General features: G+C 69.7%; 19 protein-coding genes. 16 read left to right on the forward strand and 3 right to left on the reverse strand.

Annotated elements, in window-relative coordinates; all coding sequences use genetic code 11:
• Positions 1-67: 67 nt before the first annotated feature.
• The 3 genes from ACQGNW_RS01065 to ACQGNW_RS01075 all read right to left on the reverse strand — a co-directional run bounded on the left by ACQGNW_RS01065 (position 68) and on the right by ACQGNW_RS01075 (position 2,141).
• Complete coding sequence (locus tag ACQGNW_RS01065) at positions 68-1,015, reverse strand: AAA family ATPase (protein ID WP_426661210.1); 948 nt, start codon at positions 1,013-1,015, stop codon at positions 68-70.
• A gap of 89 nt (positions 1,016-1,104) precedes the next feature.
• Complete coding sequence (locus tag ACQGNW_RS01070) at positions 1,105-1,695, reverse strand: Maf family protein (RefSeq protein WP_426661211.1); 591 nt, start codon at positions 1,693-1,695, stop codon at positions 1,105-1,107.
• Complete coding sequence (locus tag ACQGNW_RS01075) at positions 1,692-2,141, reverse strand: hypothetical protein (protein WP_426661212.1); 450 nt, start codon at positions 2,139-2,141, stop codon at positions 1,692-1,694. Before ACQGNW_RS01075 ends, ACQGNW_RS01070 begins: the two co-directional genes overlap by 4 nt.
• 189 nt (positions 2,142-2,330) lie before the next feature.
• On the opposite strand from ACQGNW_RS01075, the gene ACQGNW_RS01080 reads away from it, so the two are divergent.
• The 16 genes from ACQGNW_RS01080 to holB all read left to right on the forward strand — a co-directional run bounded on the left by ACQGNW_RS01080 (position 2,331) and on the right by holB (position 15,343).
• The gene (locus ACQGNW_RS01080; RefSeq protein WP_426661353.1) at positions 2,331-2,810 is read left to right on the forward strand and encodes a YceD family protein; all 480 of its coding nucleotides are present in this window, start codon (positions 2,331-2,333) and stop codon (positions 2,808-2,810) included.
• Between the two features lie 64 nt (positions 2,811-2,874).
• On the forward strand, positions 2,875-3,069 hold the full coding sequence (rpmF, locus tag ACQGNW_RS01085; protein WP_367854592.1) for a 50S ribosomal protein L32: 195 nt from the start codon (positions 2,875-2,877) through the stop codon (positions 3,067-3,069).
• 160 nt (positions 3,070-3,229) lie between these two features.
• On the forward strand, positions 3,230-4,204 hold the full coding sequence (locus ACQGNW_RS01090) for a beta-ketoacyl-ACP synthase III (RefSeq protein ID WP_426661213.1): 975 nt from the start codon (positions 3,230-3,232) through the stop codon (positions 4,202-4,204).
• A gap of 86 nt (positions 4,205-4,290) precedes the next feature.
• A complete protein-coding gene (gene fabD, locus ACQGNW_RS01095) occupies positions 4,291-5,241 on the forward strand; it encodes an ACP S-malonyltransferase (RefSeq protein ID WP_426661214.1) in 951 nt (316 codons plus the stop codon).
• Positions 5,242-5,328: 87 nt separating this feature from the next.
• On the forward strand, positions 5,329-5,667 hold the full coding sequence (locus ACQGNW_RS01100; RefSeq protein ID WP_426661215.1) for an ArsR/SmtB family transcription factor: 339 nt from the start codon (positions 5,329-5,331) through the stop codon (positions 5,665-5,667).
• Complete coding sequence (locus ACQGNW_RS01105; RefSeq protein WP_426661216.1) at positions 5,651-6,085, forward strand: SRPBCC family protein; 435 nt, start codon at positions 5,651-5,653, stop codon at positions 6,083-6,085. Before ACQGNW_RS01100 ends, ACQGNW_RS01105 begins: the two co-directional genes overlap by 17 nt.
• Before the next feature lie 131 nt (positions 6,086-6,216).
• Positions 6,217-6,792, forward strand: coding sequence for a dihydrofolate reductase family protein (locus tag ACQGNW_RS01110; protein ID WP_426661217.1), 576 nt, complete (start codon positions 6,217-6,219; stop codon positions 6,790-6,792).
• Positions 6,793-6,804: 12 nt separating this feature from the next.
• Positions 6,805-7,617: a DUF899 domain-containing protein gene (locus ACQGNW_RS01115; RefSeq protein WP_426661218.1), complete on the forward strand. Its 813-nt coding sequence runs from the start codon at positions 6,805-6,807 to the stop codon at positions 7,615-7,617.
• A gap of 62 nt (positions 7,618-7,679) precedes the next feature.
• On the forward strand, positions 7,680-8,423 hold the full coding sequence (gene fabG / locus ACQGNW_RS01120; protein WP_426661219.1) for a 3-oxoacyl-ACP reductase FabG: 744 nt from the start codon (positions 7,680-7,682) through the stop codon (positions 8,421-8,423).
• Positions 8,424-8,653: 230 nt separating this feature from the next.
• Positions 8,654-8,893 (forward strand): acyl carrier protein, encoded by a 240-nt coding sequence (gene acpP, locus ACQGNW_RS01125; protein WP_077483687.1) that lies wholly within the window; start codon positions 8,654-8,656, stop codon positions 8,891-8,893.
• A gap of 193 nt (positions 8,894-9,086) precedes the next feature.
• Positions 9,087-10,325 (forward strand): beta-ketoacyl-ACP synthase II, encoded by a 1,239-nt coding sequence (gene fabF / locus ACQGNW_RS01130; protein WP_426661220.1) that lies wholly within the window; start codon positions 9,087-9,089, stop codon positions 10,323-10,325.
• Positions 10,326-10,595: 270 nt separating this feature from the next.
• Entirely contained in the window at positions 10,596-11,948 is a 1,353-nt protein-coding gene (locus ACQGNW_RS01135; protein WP_426661221.1) for an aminodeoxychorismate synthase component I, read from the forward strand.
• A complete protein-coding gene (pabC, locus tag ACQGNW_RS01140; RefSeq protein ID WP_426661222.1) occupies positions 11,945-12,760 on the forward strand; it encodes an aminodeoxychorismate lyase in 816 nt (271 codons plus the stop codon). Before ACQGNW_RS01135 ends, pabC begins: the two co-directional genes overlap by 4 nt.
• On the forward strand, positions 12,757-13,779 hold the full coding sequence (mltG, locus tag ACQGNW_RS01145; RefSeq protein WP_426661223.1) for an endolytic transglycosylase MltG: 1,023 nt from the start codon (positions 12,757-12,759) through the stop codon (positions 13,777-13,779). Before pabC ends, mltG begins: the two co-directional genes overlap by 4 nt.
• Positions 13,776-14,411, forward strand: coding sequence for a dTMP kinase (tmk, locus tag ACQGNW_RS01150; RefSeq protein WP_426661224.1), 636 nt, complete (start codon positions 13,776-13,778; stop codon positions 14,409-14,411). Before mltG ends, tmk begins: the two co-directional genes overlap by 4 nt.
• A complete protein-coding gene (gene holB, locus ACQGNW_RS01155; protein WP_426661225.1) occupies positions 14,408-15,343 on the forward strand; it encodes a DNA polymerase III subunit delta' in 936 nt (311 codons plus the stop codon). The genes tmk and holB overlap by 4 nt, the downstream gene beginning before the upstream one ends.
• The last annotated feature ends 19 nt before the right edge of the window (positions 15,344-15,362 follow it).

A 15,362-nucleotide genomic window follows, 5' to 3' on the forward strand; every position in this document is an offset into this window, starting at 1 on the left:
CCTTGTGCCGCGTGCACATCGGCGTTGTCCGATGCGCCTCGTTTCGCGCGGCGCCAAGGGGCGCGCATCAATCCACCGCGACCTCGGCGAGCAGCTGGCGTGCCAGTGCCTCGCCGCCGGCACCGCGCGTGGCCACCAGCCGGTGCGCGGCCAGCGGCACGAACAGCGCCTGCAGATCCTCCGGCAGCACGTAGCCGCGGCCGTCCAGCAGCGCCCAGGCGCGCGCCGCGGCCAGCAGCGACAGGCCGGCGCGCGGCGACAACCCCGTGCGGATCTCGGCATGGCGGCGGCTGGCGGCGAGCAGCGCCTGCAGGTAGTCGAGCAGGGCGGGGCTGGCGGTAACCGCCTGCGCCTGCCGGCGCAGCGCGAGCAGGGCGGCGCCGTCCAATTGCGGCTTCAGCCTGGCCAGCAGGTCGTGGCGGTCGACACCGGTGAGCAGCTCGCGTTCCGCCGCGGGATCGGGGTAGTCCAACGACAGGCGCAGCATGAAGCGGTCGAGCTGGGAGTCGGGCAGCGGGAAGGTACCGGCCAGGTCCAGCGGATTCTGCGTGGCCACCACGAAGAACGGCTGCGGCAGCGCGTGCGTCTCGCCGTCCACGGTGACCTGGCCCTCGGCCATCGCCTCCAGCAGCGCGCTTTGCGTCTTGGGTGTGGCGCGGTTGATCTCGTCGGCCAGTAGCAGGCCGCCGAAGATCGGCCCGGGATGGAAGCGGAACTGGCCGGTCTCGCGCTCGTAGATGCTGACGCCGAGGATGTCCGAGGGCAGCAGGTCGCTGGTGAACTGCACGCGCTGGAACTCCAGCGCGAAGCTGGCCGCCAGCGCGTGTGCCAGCGTGGTCTTGCCCACGCCGGGCACGTCCTCAAGCAACAGGTGGCCGCCGGCGACCAGGCAGGCCAGCGCCAGCTTCACCTGCCGCGCCTTGCCCAGCACCACGCGGTTGAGCTGCGCCTCGGCGGCGGCGAGGCGCTGGCGCAGTTCGTCGGCGGGCGGGGCTACAGGCTGGGGCTGGCTCATCGATCGGGCTCGCGGCGGTTCGTGGACGGGAAGCCGTTCGGCAACGGCGGGTGAGGCGGCAGCGTACCCGGTTTGCGGCAAGCCAGGCTTCAGGGTACGGCCACGCCTGCCGCCCGCAGCAGCCGCGCCAGCGCGATCAGCGGCAGGCCGACGAGCGCGCTGGGATCCTCGCTGTCGATCCGTTCGAACAGGCTGATGCCCAGGCCCTCGCACTTGAAGCTGCCGGCACAGTCCAGCGGCTGTTCGCGTGCCACGTAGCGCTCGATTTCCGTGGCGGTGAGGGTGCGGAAATGCGCGCGGGTGTGGTCGACGTGGAGCTGCTGCTGGCCGTTGCGCGTGTCGAGCAGGCACAGCGCGGTGTGGAAACGCACCATGCGACCGGAGCTGGCGGCGAGCTGGGCGCGGGCATTCGCCGTGCTGCCGGGCTTGTCCAGCGTCTCGCCGTCCAGTTCGGCGACCTGGTCGGAGCCGATCACCAACGCATTGCGCAGATCGGCGGCGGCTGCCAGGGCCTTGGCGGCGGCGAGCCGTGCCGCACGTGCGTATGGCGCCTCGCCAGGCTGCGCCGCCTCGTCGATGCCGGGCGCGCGCTGCTCGAAATCCGGCAGCAGCCGGCGCAGCAGTTCGGCGCGGTAGCGCGAAGTGGAGGCCAGCACGATGCGGGGTGGCGATTGGCTCATTCGGCGTCGCGGTGGATGTGTTCGCGCATCGCGCTGTCCAGGTCGCGCTGGGCGGCACTCAGCGCCTGCAGCAACGGCTGCAGGCGGTCGCGGCTGGCGCGCATCGCGGTGGCGGTTTCGTCCAGTTCCTGCTGGCTGGCGCGGGCGGCGCGGTCGCGGATCCAGATGCGCTGGCGCAGCAGCGCCTGCAGCCCGGCATCGACCGCCTGGCGGGCGTCCTGCTCGCTGGCGCCGGGCAGGTCCGGGTTGATCGCCATCACCGCATGCGCCTGCTGCAGCCCGGTACGGCAGCTTTTCAGGTCGGTTTCCAGCCGGTCGGCCAGATCGAGCAGTTGCTGAAGGTCGGCGGCGCGCCGGTTCTGCCAGCGACGCGAGGAAAGGGCCCAGGCGGCCGCGACGACCAGCGTCAGCAGCGCGAGCACGCCGAGCGTCAGGGAAAGGTTCACGCGGCAGGACCCTGCTTGGGTGGACGTGCAGTCTGCCGCAAGCAGGGGGCACGAGGCAAAATGCACCGCCCGGGCGGCGTCCCGCGGATCACGCAAGCGCTTGATCCATCGGTTGACTTCGGTCGTTCACGAACTTACCATTCGCCGATTATGTCCGTGACGTTGCCAGAGTCCGTGGACGCTTGGCGCATGGTCTCGGCGCGGCGTTCGTTCGAAGGATCGATGCCCGTGGCCCAGCTTGCGCGCCTGTGCGGCGCGCTGGCCGGCAGCGAGGGCGAAGTGAGCTTCCGGCTGGATTTCGGGCGCGACGAGCTGGGCACGGACTACGTGGATGTCCATGCGAAGGCGCCGCTGACGATGGTCTGCCAGCGCACGCTCGAGCCGTTCGTGTTGCCCGTGTCGGTGGACAGCCGGCTCGGCCTGATCCGGCGGGAGCGCGACGAGGCCGGCCTGCCGCCCGGTTGCGAGCCGCTGCTGGTGGCCGAGGACGGTCGCCTGCATCCGGCGGACGTGATCGAGGACGAATTGCTGCTGGCCTTGCCGCTGGTGCCGGTGAATCCGGACAGCAGCCTGCCCGACGCGCTGGTGGATCACGGCGAGCCGGGACAGGACGAGGCGCAGATGCTTGAGAACAATCCGTTTGCGGTGTTGCGCGAACTGAAGAAGTAAACCGGTCGGGGCATGCAGCTCCGATCACGTAGAAATCGAACACAGGTTCAGTTGGAGAACTACCATGGCCGTTGCCAAGAGCCGCCGTACCCCGTCCACCCGCGGCATGCGTCGCGCGCACGACAAGCTGAAGACCGTGCAGCTGTCCACCGACCCGACCAGCGGCGAGGTGCACCTGCGCCATCACGTCACCGCCGATGGCTACTACCGTGGCAAGAAGGTCATCGAGACCAAGGGCGCGGTGGCGGTCGAGGATTGATCGTCGCGGCGGCTTTCCGCGGAAATCCGCCTGAGCGAACCCACCGGAACGGCGCGGCGACGCGCCGTTTCGCGTTATGGGTTCCGCCGTTGCGCCCGGACGGTTGCGCATGCGCCGCGCAGGGCGTTCAATTCACGGTTTACGTTTGACGGAAAACGGCATGGCCCCGATCTACTCACGCATCATCGCCACCGGCAGCGCCTTGCCCGAGCGCGTCGTCAGCAACGCCGATCTGGAGAAGATCGTCGACACCAGCGACGAATGGATCCGCACCCGCACCGGCATCCGCCAGCGGCACATCGCCGCCGAGGGGCAGACCACTGGCGACCTGGCGTTCCTCGCCGCGCAACGCGCGCTGGAAGCGGCCGGGGTGAAGGCGTCCGAACTGGACCTGATCGTGCTGGGCACCACCACGCCGGACATCATCTTCCCGTCCACCGCCTGTCTGGTGCAGCAGCGTCTCGGCGCCAACGGCTGCGCGGCGTTCGACGTCAACGCGGCCTGCTCGGGTTTCATGTACGCGCTCGGTATCGCCGACAAGTTCATCAGGAGCGGGCAGTCGAAGAAGGTGCTGGTGATCGGCGCGGAGACGCTGACCCGCATGATCGACTGGAACGAGCGCGAGACCTGCGTGCTGTTCGGCGATGGTGCCGGTGCGGTGGTGCTGGAGGCTTCCAGCGAGCCAGGCATCCACGCCACCTGCATGCACGCCGACGGCGGCTACAAGGAACTGCTGTGGAACCCGGTCGGCGTTTCCGCCGGTTTCCGCGACGAGCCCAACCACGGCGTGCGCATCAAGATGGCCGGCCGCGAGGTATTCAAGGTCGCGGTGAAGACGCTGGACTCGCTGGTCGGCGAGACGCTGGAGGCCGCCGGCATGCACGAGTCGGACATCGACTGGCTGATCCCGCACCAGGCCAACCTGCGCATCATCGAGGCCACCGCGAAGCGGCTGCAGATGCCGATGGACCGGGTGATCGTGACCGTCGACCAGCACGCCAACACCTCGTCCGGTTCGGTGCCGCTGGCGCTGGACTATGCGGTGCGCTCGGGCAAGGTGCAGCGCGGCCAGAACCTGCTGCTGGAAGCCTTCGGTGGCGGTTTCACCTGGGCATCGGCGCTGCTGCGCTACTGAGCCTGGGCCGGGGATTCTTAAAAGCCGTTTGCCTTGGACATCCGGGGTGAGGGCTTTTGCCTCTGCATTTTTCGGAGAACGTCTGCATGACCGTCACCCACTCCAACCTCGCTTTCGTCTTCCCCGGCCAGGGTTCGCAATCGGTCGGCATGCTGGCCGAGCTGGCTGCTGCGCATGGCGAAGTGAAAGACGCATTCGACGAGGCCTCGCAGGGTGCCGGCGTCGATCTGTGGACGCTCGGCCAGCAGGGGCCGGAAGACCAGCTCAACCGCACCGAGAACACGCAGCCCGCGCTGCTCGCCGCCAGCGTGGCGGTGTGGCGCGTGTGGCGGAAGCTCGGCGGCGCGCAGCCGGCGCAACTGTCGGGGCACAGCCTCGGCGAATACAGTGCGTTGGTCTGTGCCGGCGCCCTGTCGCTGCACGATGCCGCAGCGCTGGTGGCCGAGCGCGGCCGCCTGATGCAGGCCGCGGTGCCGGCGGGTACGGGCGCGATGGCGGCGATCCTGGGCGGCGACGATGCGCAGATTGCGCAGGTATGTGAAGAGGCGGCGCAGGGCCAGGTGGTGGCACCGGCGAACTACAACTCGCCGGGCCAGCTGGTGATCGCGGGCAACGCCGAGGCGGTGGATCGCGCGCTGGCCCGGCTCGCCGAACTGGGCGTGAAGAAGGCCATCAAGCTCGCCGTGTCGGTGCCCTCGCATTGCATGCTCATGCGCGAGGCGGCGGACAAGCTTGGTGAGCGCATGGCCTCGATTTCCTGGCAGTTGCCGACCATCCCGGTGGTGCAGAACGCGGAAGCGAAGCGTTACGGCAGCCTCGACGAGATCCGCGGGGCGCTGCAGCGCCAGCTCTACCTGCCGGTACGCTGGACCGAATGCGTGCAGGCGCTGGCTGCCGGTGGCGCCACGCGAGTCGCCGAATGCGGCCCGGGCAAGGTCCTGGCCGGCCTGGTCAAGCGCATCGACAAGGGGCTGGAAGCCCGTGCGATCGGGGCGCCGACGGAGCTCGATGGCGCGCTGGCCGACTGGCGCGGCTGAGGCTCGGCAAGAGTTGCAGGGAAGGGCGCGCTTGACGCGCCTTTTCGTTGGCGTATTATTCAACCAAAAGGTTGAATGATTGCTGCCATGTCGAACCTCGATCTCGCCTTCGCCGCGCTTGCCGACCCGACCCGCCGCCGCATCGTGGCGCGGCTGACCCGCGGCGAGTTGCGCGTGACCGACCTCGCCCAGCCGTTCGCGATGTCGCTGAACGCGGTGTCCAAGCACGTCAAGGTGCTGGAGGGGGCGGGCCTGGTGCGACGCCGCCGCGAAGGCCGCGAGCATTACCTGCGCCTGCATGCTGCGCCGCTGCGCGAGGTGGCGCGCTGGACCTCGCAATACGAACGCTTCTGGAACCAGCGCCTCGATGCGCTGGGCGAGTTCCTCAATCAGCATAAGGAGAACGACGATGAAGGGTCGCAATGAATCGGCGATGGGCGGGTTCCGTCTCGAGATGCCGCGCAATTACGACGCTTCGCCCGAGCGGGTGTTCCGGGCGTGGACCGATCCGGCCAGCCTGAAGGCCTGGTTGGCGGAAGGCGGCGACGTAGTGGCCGACCCGCGTTCGGGCGGCCTGTTCTACTTCGGCATGATGCATTCGGGCGCGATCCGCCCGCATTACGGCCGCTACCTGCGCGTGGAGAGTCCGCGCCTGCTCGAGTTCACCTGGGTCAGCGAGCACACGTACGGCAAGGAGTCGGTGGTCACGCTGGAATTCGTGCCGCACGGCCGCCGGACCGAATTGCGCCTCACCCACGAAGGCTTGCCCGACGAGCGGATGGCCATGGCGCATACCGAAGGCTGGACGTATTTCCTGGACTCGCTGCCGCAGCACCTGGCCTGACGCGTGGCGTTCACCTGCCGGCAAGTACCGGCATCAGGGATGCTGCCTCGCCGGCTTCTGTGCGGTTCGGTCGCGCGTCGGGCGTGCCGCATCCAACGCAATTCAATCAACGCATCGTGCAGGAGGGTGTCATGCGCAAGCTGATCGCAGGCATGAAGGTTTCCGCGGACGGCAAGGTGGAAGGGCCGGAGGGTTTTGCGGACTGGGTGGACGCCTGGTCGGAAGACTACGGCCTGACCGAACAGATCGACGCCTGCGTGCTCGGCGGCGGCATGTATCCCGGTTACGAGCAGTACTGGACCGCCATACAGGATGCGCCGCACGAACCGCTGCCGATGACCGGGAAGTTGCCGACGCAGGAGGAGGTCGCATGGGGCCGCTTCGCCGCGCGGACGCCGCACTACGTGCTCACGCGTACCCGGAGCGAAGCCAATTGGCCGCACACGCGTTTCCTGCGCGGCGTGGACGAACTGGCGGAGCTCAAGCGGCAGTCCGGCAAGGACATCTATCTGGTGGGCGGTGCGTTGATCACGGCCAGCCTGATCGAGGCCGGACTGGTGGACGAGCTCCGGTTGATCGTCTACCCACTGATCGCCGGCACCGGCAAGGCGTTGTTCGCGAGCGCGCAGCAGCGCCGCGGACTGGAATTGCGCAGCGCCAAGCCGTTGCAGGGCGGGCGGGTCGGCCTGAACTATGCCGTTGCCTGAGGAGAAGCGATCATGAGCACACACGTCGTCGGAACCCGCGAGGAGTGGCTCGCGGCGCGGCTTGAACTGCTGGAGGCGGAAAAGGAATTGACCCGTCGCAGCGACGAACTGGCGCGCCGGCGGCAGGCACTGCCGTGGGTACGCGTGGACAAGGACTACCGCTTCGGCACCGACGAGGGCGAGGCCACGCTGGCGGAGCTTTTCAAGGGGCGCTCGCAGCTGCTGGTCTACCACTTCATGTTCGGTCCCGATTACGCGGCAGGTTGCCCGTCCTGTTCGGCGATCGCAGACGGATTCAACGGGTTTGCCACGCATCTGGCGAATCATGACGTGATGCTGATGGCGGTGTCGCGTGCGCCACTGGCGAAGTTGCTGGCGTACAAGCAGCGGATGGGCTGGACTTTTCCCTGGGCGTCCTCGTTCGGCAGCGACTTCAACCTCGATTTCGCGGTTGGCATCACCGAAGAGCAGCAGCGCGAAGGCGGTGCGGAATACAACTATCGACGCGAAGCCGCCACGCGGAGTGCGCAGACGCCGGATGGTCCGAGCACGCAGTTCGGTGGCGAGCATCCGGTTTCGCAGTTCGCGCGGATGTGCGGCACCGATCCCTTCACCTACATCCGTGAACGGCCGGGCGTGAGCGCATTCGTGCTCGAGGAGGGCGTCGTCTACCACAGCTATTCCGCCTATGCGCGCGGGCTGGACGGCCTGTGGGGGATGTACCAATGGCTGGATCGCGCACCGCTGGGACGCAACGAGGCGGCGGGCATCTGGTGGCGGCGGCACGACGAGTACGCTGGCGCCACGCCTGCCTGCTGCCGATAGGGTGCAGCACGCCCCCGTTTCCGTGTAAGGTTCGCGGCTTTGAATCCTGACGGGACACGGCGATGGACAAGACACTGACGGGCGAGATCGCGCTGGTCACCGGTGCCAGCCGCGGCATCGGCGCCGCGATCGCGGACGAGCTGGCCGCGATGGGCGCCACCGTGATCGGCACGGCGACCAGCGAGTCAGGCGCGGCCGCGATCGGCGAACGGCTGGCCGCGCACGGCGGCCAGGGCCGCGTGCTCAACGTCACCGATTCCGCCGCGGTGGAGGCTCTGGTCGACGGCATCGCCAAGGAGTTCGGCGCAGTGAGCATCCTGGTCAACAACGCGGGCATCACCCGCGACCAGTTGCTGATGCGCATGCCCGAGGCAGACTGGCAGGCCATCCTCGACACCAACCTGAGCTCGGTCTACCGCACCTCCAAGGCGGTGATGCGCGGCATGATGAAGGCGCGCAAGGGCCGCATCATCTCGATCGCCTCGGTGATCGGCCTCACCGGCAACCCCGGCCAGTCCAACTACGCGGCGGCCAAGGCCGGCATCATCGCGTTCTCCAAGTCGCTGGCACGCGAGATCGGTTCGCGCGGCATCACCGTGAACGTGGTGGCGCCAGGTTTCATCGACACCGACATGACCCGCGCGCTGCCCGAATCGGCGAAGGAGGGCCTGCTGGGCCAGATCGCGCTGGGGCGCCTGGGCGAGGCCGGCGACATCGCCAAGGCGGTGGGCTTCCTCGCCTCGCCGGCGGCGGCCTACATCACCGGCGAGACGCTGCATGTCAACGGCGGCATGTACATGCCCTGAGCGCCGTGCGCGGCAGTTTGAAACGCCGCCGCTCCATACGGCGACGCATGCCAAAACTGTCGCGCGTGGGCGCGTTTTCGGCGACAATTGCGTTTTCGCGTCGGACGGAAGCCGGCGTCGCAACATGGCGGCGGACGCATGGCGGCCTGGCGGCTTAGCCACTACAATCCGCCGGTCCTGCCGGCCGCGGGCCGGCCTACAACACAATTCCCCGTGGGAGGTTTGGCAACATGAGCACCATCGAAGAGCGCGTCAAGAAGATCGTCGTCGAGCAGCTGGGCGTGAAAGAGGATGAAGTCACGGCGAACGCCTCGTTCGTGGACGACCTGGGCGCCGACTCGCTCGACACCGTCGAGCTGGTGATGGCCCTCGAGGAAGAGTTCGAGACCGAGATTCCGGACGAGGACGCCGAGAAGATCACCACCGTGCAGCAGGCCGTGGATTACATCAAGGCCCACACCAAGGAATGATCGAGCGGTGGCAGGACGGCGCGATGCGCTGCCGCCCACGTAGCGACACCGGAAGCTGCGCCGTCTCGGCGCAGTTTTCGTTTCTGCATACTGCAACGTCCGATCCCGTATGGTGTGCGGCGATCACGGGCATCCGCGAACGACGGGAGGCGGCCGCACGGCGCCACTCCCCGGAACACGAAGGAACAACAGCATGAGCAAGCGACGTGTGGTAGTGACCGGCATGGGCATCATCTCCCCGGTCGGCAACGATCTGGCCACTGCCTGGGACAACATCCTCAAGGGCGTCAGCGGCATCGTGCCGGTAACCCACTTCGACGCCACCTCCTATGCCACCCGCATTGCCGGCCAGGTGAAGGACTTCAACCCCGGCGACTGGATGGCGCCGAAGGACGTCAAGAAGATGGATCCCTTCATCCACTACGGCATCGCGGCGGGCACCCAGGCGCTGCGCGACTCCGGACTGGAGATCACCGAAGCCAATGCGCCGCGCGTCGGCGTGGCGGTAGGCGCCGGCATCGGCGGCCTCAACACCATCGAGGACACCTCGATCGAGCTGCACGAGAAGGGACCGCGCCGCGTGTCGCCGTTCTTCGTGCCCAGCTCGATCATCAACATGGTGTCCGGGCACCTGTCGATCATGTTCGGCCTGAAGGGCCCGAACATCGCCTGCGTCACGGCCTGCACCACGGCCACGCACAACATTGGCCTCGCCGCCCGGATGATCCAGTACGGCGACGCCGACGCGATGATCGCCGGCGGCGCCGAGTTCGCCACCACCGGCACCGCGATGGCGGGCTTCTGCTCGGCCAAGGCGATGTCCACCCGCAACGACGAGCCGACCAGGGCCAGCCGTCCGTGGGACAAGGACCGCGACGGCTTCGTGCTGTCCGACGGCGCCGGCGTGCTGATGCTGGAGGAATACGAGCATGCGAAGGCGCGCGGCGCGCGCATCTACGCCGAGCTGGTGGGTTTCGGCATGAGCGGCGACGCCTACCACATCACCGCTCCCAGCGAGGGCGGCGAGGGTGCGGCGCGCTGCATGGAGAACGCGCTGCATGACGGCGGCATCAATCCGTCCGAGGTGCAGTACATCAACGCGCACGGCACCTCGACGCCGCTGGGCGACCTCGGCGAGGTGCTGGCCGCCAAGCGCGTGTTCGGCGACCACGCCTACAGGCTGGCGATGAGCTCGACCAAGTCGGTCACCGGCCACCTGCTCGGCGCGGCCGGCGGCGTGGAGGCGATCTTCAGCATCCTCGCCATGCGCGACCAGGTGCTGCCGCCCACGATCAACCTCGACGAGCCGGGCGAGGGCTGCGACCTCGACTTCGTGCCGCACACTGCGCGCGAGGCCAAGCTGGACGTGGTGATCTCCAACTCTTTCGGCTTCGGCGGCACCAACGGCACGCTGGCGTTCCGCCGCGTTTGAGAGCCTGCCCCGTGCCTCCGCATAGCCCGCGTTGTCTTGCCGAGGCCGTCAGGTGGCAGTGCGGGGCGCGGCACCTGCCTGGCTGGCAGGTCGAGCCGCGCGCTGCCGCGTGGCGGCCGCGGCAGGACATCCCTCCGGGTCGGGCCTGTTTGCCCGCATCCCTGCGGCATCACCCGGTCGCGGATGGACGTCCATTTCCTCCTTCTTCCCTGGCCTGCGCGCAAACGGCTACCGGTGCGGGCCATGCGGAGGCATGGGGCAGGCTCTGACGTGACGAACTGCCATCGCCGCATCCTTGGTGGCCGGCGCGACCTGCTCGCACCGGCCGCTGCATTTCCTGGGCGCTATCCGTGCCTGCTGGAGAGCGTGCTGCACGGCACGCCGCAGGCGCGCTTCGACATCCTGTTCGCGTTTCCGCAGGACAGCCTCACGCTCGCGGCGGACGGCGACGTGCGCAACGGCGCCGGCGATGTCGTCGGCGCACGCTTCCTCGACGCGCTGGATGCCTCCTGGCAGGCCGGACGCCTGCCGCGCGAGGACGACGGCCTGCCGTTCCACGGTGGCTGGGCGCTGCTGCTGGGCTATGAGCTGGCCGGCGAGATCGAGCCGAGGCTGCACTTGCGCCCCGATACCGTGCTGCCGACGGCGCTGGCGCTGCGCTGCCCGGTGGCCGCGATCGTCGATCATGCGCGCGACTGCACCGTGCTGGTGGCCGAGGCGGGCAGCGAGCATCTGCTCGATGCGCTGGAGGCGGACCTGGCGGCGACGCCGTCGGTTCCCGCCTTGCCACCGACCGTGCGGCTGGTGGAGGACGAGCCCTCGCGCTTTCTCGACGGCGTGGCGCGTATCCACGAACACCTGCAGGTGGGCGACATCTTCCAGGTGAACCTGTCGCGCGCGTGGCGCGCGCATTACGCCGAACCGCCGGCGCCGGCGGCGCTGCACGCCGCCCTGCGTCGCGCCAATCCCGCGCCGTTCGCCGGCCTGCTGCAGCAGCCGCGCTGGGCGATCGCCAGCTCCTCGCCCGAGCGGCTGGTGGAAGTGCGCGACGGCATCGCGCAGACGCGGCCCATCGCCGGCACCCGCCCGCGCACGGCCGGCGACGACGACGTGGCGCGCATCCGCGAGCTCGCCGCGCATCCCAAGGAGCGCGCCGAGCATGTGATGCTGATCGACCTCGAACGCAACGACCTCGGGCGCGTCTGCATGCCGGGCACGGTCGAGGTGGACGAGCTGATGACGGTGGAGAGCTACGCCCACGTACACCACATCGTCTCCAACGTGCGCGGCTGCCTGCGCGAGGGCGTGACGCCGGGGCAGGCGATCGCTGCGGTCTTCCCGGGCGGCACCATCACCGGCTGCCCCAAGGTGCGCTGCATGGAGATCATCGCCGCGCTGGAGGACGCGCCGCGCGGCGCCTACACCGGTGCGCTGGGCTACCTCGACCGCAGCGGCGATCTCGACCTCAACATCCTGATCCGCACGCTGGCCCTGGCCGGCGACACGGTGAGCCTGCGTGCCGGCGCCGGCATCGTGGCCGATTCGGTGGCGGAGCGTGAGCTGGAGGAAACGCGTGCCAAGGCGCGCGGCCTGCTCCGCGCGCTGGGCGCGGCGGACGCATGATCCTGGTCGACGGCCAGCGGCAGGACACCGTCTCCGCGCTGGATCGCGGCCTGTTGTACGGCGATGGCCTGTTCGAGACGATCCGCTTCGTGGGCGATGCGGCGCCGCTGTGGCCGCGGCACATGCAGCGGCTGGCGCGCGGTTGCGCAAGGCTGCGCCTGCCCGTGCCCGATCCTGCGCTGCTGTGGCGCGAGGCGCAGGCGTCACGCGGTGACATGGCGCAGGCGGTGTTGCGCATCTCGCTCACCCGCGGCGTGGGCGAGCGCGGCTATGGGATGCCCGCGGCACCGCGGGTCACCCGCATCGTGGCGGCGTTTCCCATGCCGGCGCTGGACGCGGCGCCCTACCGCGACGGCGTGCGCCTGCATCTGTGCGAGATGCGCCTCGCGGAGCAGCCGCGGCTGGCCGGCATCAAGCACCTCAACCGCCTGGAGCAGGTGCTGGCGCGCGCCGAATGGAACGATCCCTCCGTCGCCGAGGGCCTGCTGTGCGACGCGCGCGGCAACGTGGTCTCGGCCACCGCGGCAAACCTGTTCGCGGTGGTGGACGGCGTGCCGGTGACGCCCGCGCTGGAGCGTTGCGGCGTAGCCGGCGTGCTGCGCGCCGAGTTGCTGGAGGCGTTCCCTGGGACGCGGGTCCGCGACCTGCCGCTGGCCGAGTGCCTCGGTGCCGGCGAGCTCTTCCTAAGCTCCAGCGTTCGCGGCATCCTGCCGGTTCAGGCCGTGGCGGATAAGGTGTTCGCCCCTGGCCCGGTGGCCCGCGCGATGCAGGCGCATTGGCAAGGGCTCGGCTTTTCGACGGAGCAGGCATGACCCGCAAGACGTGGCGCAACACGATCCTGGTACTGCTGCTGGCGCTGGTGGGTGCGGCGGTCTGGGGCTGGCGCGACTTCAGCCGCTTCGGCGGCGCGCCGCTGCGCGTCGCCACGCAGAACGAGAGCATCGACATCAGCCGCGGCAGCAGCTTCAAGGAGATCGTGCGCCAGTTGCGCGACCAGGGACTCAGCGCCGCCTCGCCGCTGTACTGGCGCCTGCTGGCCGTGCAGATGCGCGTGGCGGGCCGGCTGCACGCGGGCGAATACGCCACGCCGGTCGGCATCACGCCCCGCCAGCTGCTCGCCAACATGGCGGCGGGCAGGGTGCTGCAGCGCAATTTCACCATCGTCGACGGCTGGACCTTCCGCGAGCTGCTCGCGGCGCTGGGCAAGGCGGAGAAGCTCAAGCACGCGACTGCCGGCCTCGACGACGCCGCGATCATGCAGAAGATCGGCGCGGCCGGCGAGCAGCCGGAAGGCCGCTTCCTGCCCGAGACCTACGCTTACGTGAAGGGCGACAGCGACCTGGACATCCTCAAGCGCGCGCACGCGGCGATGACGAAGACCCTGGACGAGCTGTGGCCGCAGCGCGACAAGGACCTGCCGCTGGCCACGCCCTACGACGCGCTGATCCTCGCCTCCATCGTGGAGAAGGAGACCGGCCGCGCCGACGAGCGGGGGAAGATCGCCGGCGTGTTCGTGCGCCGCCTCGAGAACCACATGCTGCTGCAGACCGATCCCAGCGTGATCTACGGCATGGGCGACAGCTACCAGGGCAAGATCCACAAGACCGACCTCACCACCGACACGCCATACAACACTTACACCCGGCCGGGCCTGCCGCCCACGCCGATCGCGCTGCCCGGCAAGCCGGCGATCATGGCGGCGCTGCATCCCGCGCCAGGCACCGCGCTGTATTTCGTGGCGCGCGGCGACGGCACCCACGTGTTCGCCGACACCCTGGCCGAGCAGAACCGCAACGTCGACTGCTACCAGCTCAAGCGGTGCAGCCAGTGACCGCGCGCGGCCGCTTCATCACGCTGGAAGGCGGCGAGGGCGCCGGCAAGAGCACCTTGCTGGCGGGCCTGTGTGCACATCTGGAAAGCCGCGGCGTGGACCTGCTGCTCACCCGTGAGCCGGGCGGCACCGCGCTGGGCGAGGCGGTGCGCGCGATCGTGCTCGACCCCGCGCGGCAGGAGATCTGCGCCGAGAGCGAGCTGCTGCTGATGTTCGCTTCACGCGCGCAGCTGGTGCGCGAGACGGTGGCGCCGGCACTGGCTGCGGGGCGCTGGGTGCTGTGCGACCGCTATGTGGACGCCAGCTATGCCTACCAGGGCGGTGGCCGCGGCCAGCCGCTGTCGCGCATTGCCGCGCTGGAGGAATGGGCCTGTGCCGGCGTGGCGGCCGACCTCACGCTGCTGCTCGATCTGCCCGTGGCGGACGGTCGCGCGCGTGCCGCGGGCCGTGGTGCGGCGGATCGCATCGAGGTCGAGGCCGACGGCTTCTTCGAGCGAGTTCGTGCGGCATATCGCGCGCGCGCCGCGGCCGAACCGCGGCGCTTCCGCGTGATCGATGCCGGCCAGCCGGTCGAGGCGGTGCTGCGCGACGCCGTCGCCGCCACCGCGCATCTGTTCGAGGAACGGGCATGAGTGCGATGCCCTGGCACGCGGCGGACTGGGCGCGGCTGCAGGCGCGCCGGCAGCGCGGTGCCTTGCCGCACGCCCTGCTGCTGTGCGGGCCGGCCGGCCTGGGCAAGCGCGCGTTCGCGCAGCGTTTCGTGCGCGGCCTGCTGTGCGAGCGCGCTCAGGACGGCGAAGCCTGCGGGCAATGCCGCAGCTGTCTGCTGCTCGATGCGGGCACGCATCCCGACGTGGTCACGCTGGGTTTCGGCCAGCGCAAGGACGGCACGCCACGCACCGAGATCGTGATCGAGCAGGTCCGCGAGCTGTCCGCGCGGCTGGCAATGAGCAGCCAGTTCGGCGGCTGGCAGGTGGCGCTGGTCGATCCCGCCGACGCGATGAACGCGGCGGCGGCGAACGCGCTGCTGAAGACGCTGGAGGAGCCGGCCGGGCAGACCCTGCTGATCCTGCTGGCCGATGCGCCCTGGCGCCTGCCGCAGACGATACGCAGCCGCTGCCAGCGCATCGAGTTCGCGGTGCCGGCGGCCGCCGAGGCGCGCGCCTGGCTGGAGGCGCAGGGTGTGGCGCAGGCGCACGCCGCGCTGGACGCCGCGCTGGGCAATCCCGGCCTGGCCCTGGCCTGGGCGCAGCAGGGCGCGCTGGAACGCCGTGCCGAGGTGCGGCGCGACCTGGCGGCGCTGGCCGCTGGTCGTGGCCAGGTCACCGAGATGGCGCGGCGCTGGCTGGACGACGAGGTCGCGCAGCGCCTGTGGTTCGCCGCGCAGGCCGCGGCCGACGAGCGCCGCGCCCAGGCCACGCAGGCCGCCGCGCCGCTCGCCAGCGCGATGGATGGCGAGGCGCTGGTGCACTGGTACGACGCCGCGAACCGCACCCGCGATGCTCTGCGCGGCCCCTTGCGCGGCGATCTGCTGCTGCTGGAATTGCTGGCGCAATGGCGCTGACGGCCGGGCCAGAGGCGTC

The sequence above is a fragment of the Rhodanobacter aciditrophus genome (assembly GCF_050026795.1).
Lineage (GTDB): Bacteria > Pseudomonadota > Gammaproteobacteria > Xanthomonadales > Rhodanobacteraceae > Rhodanobacter_A.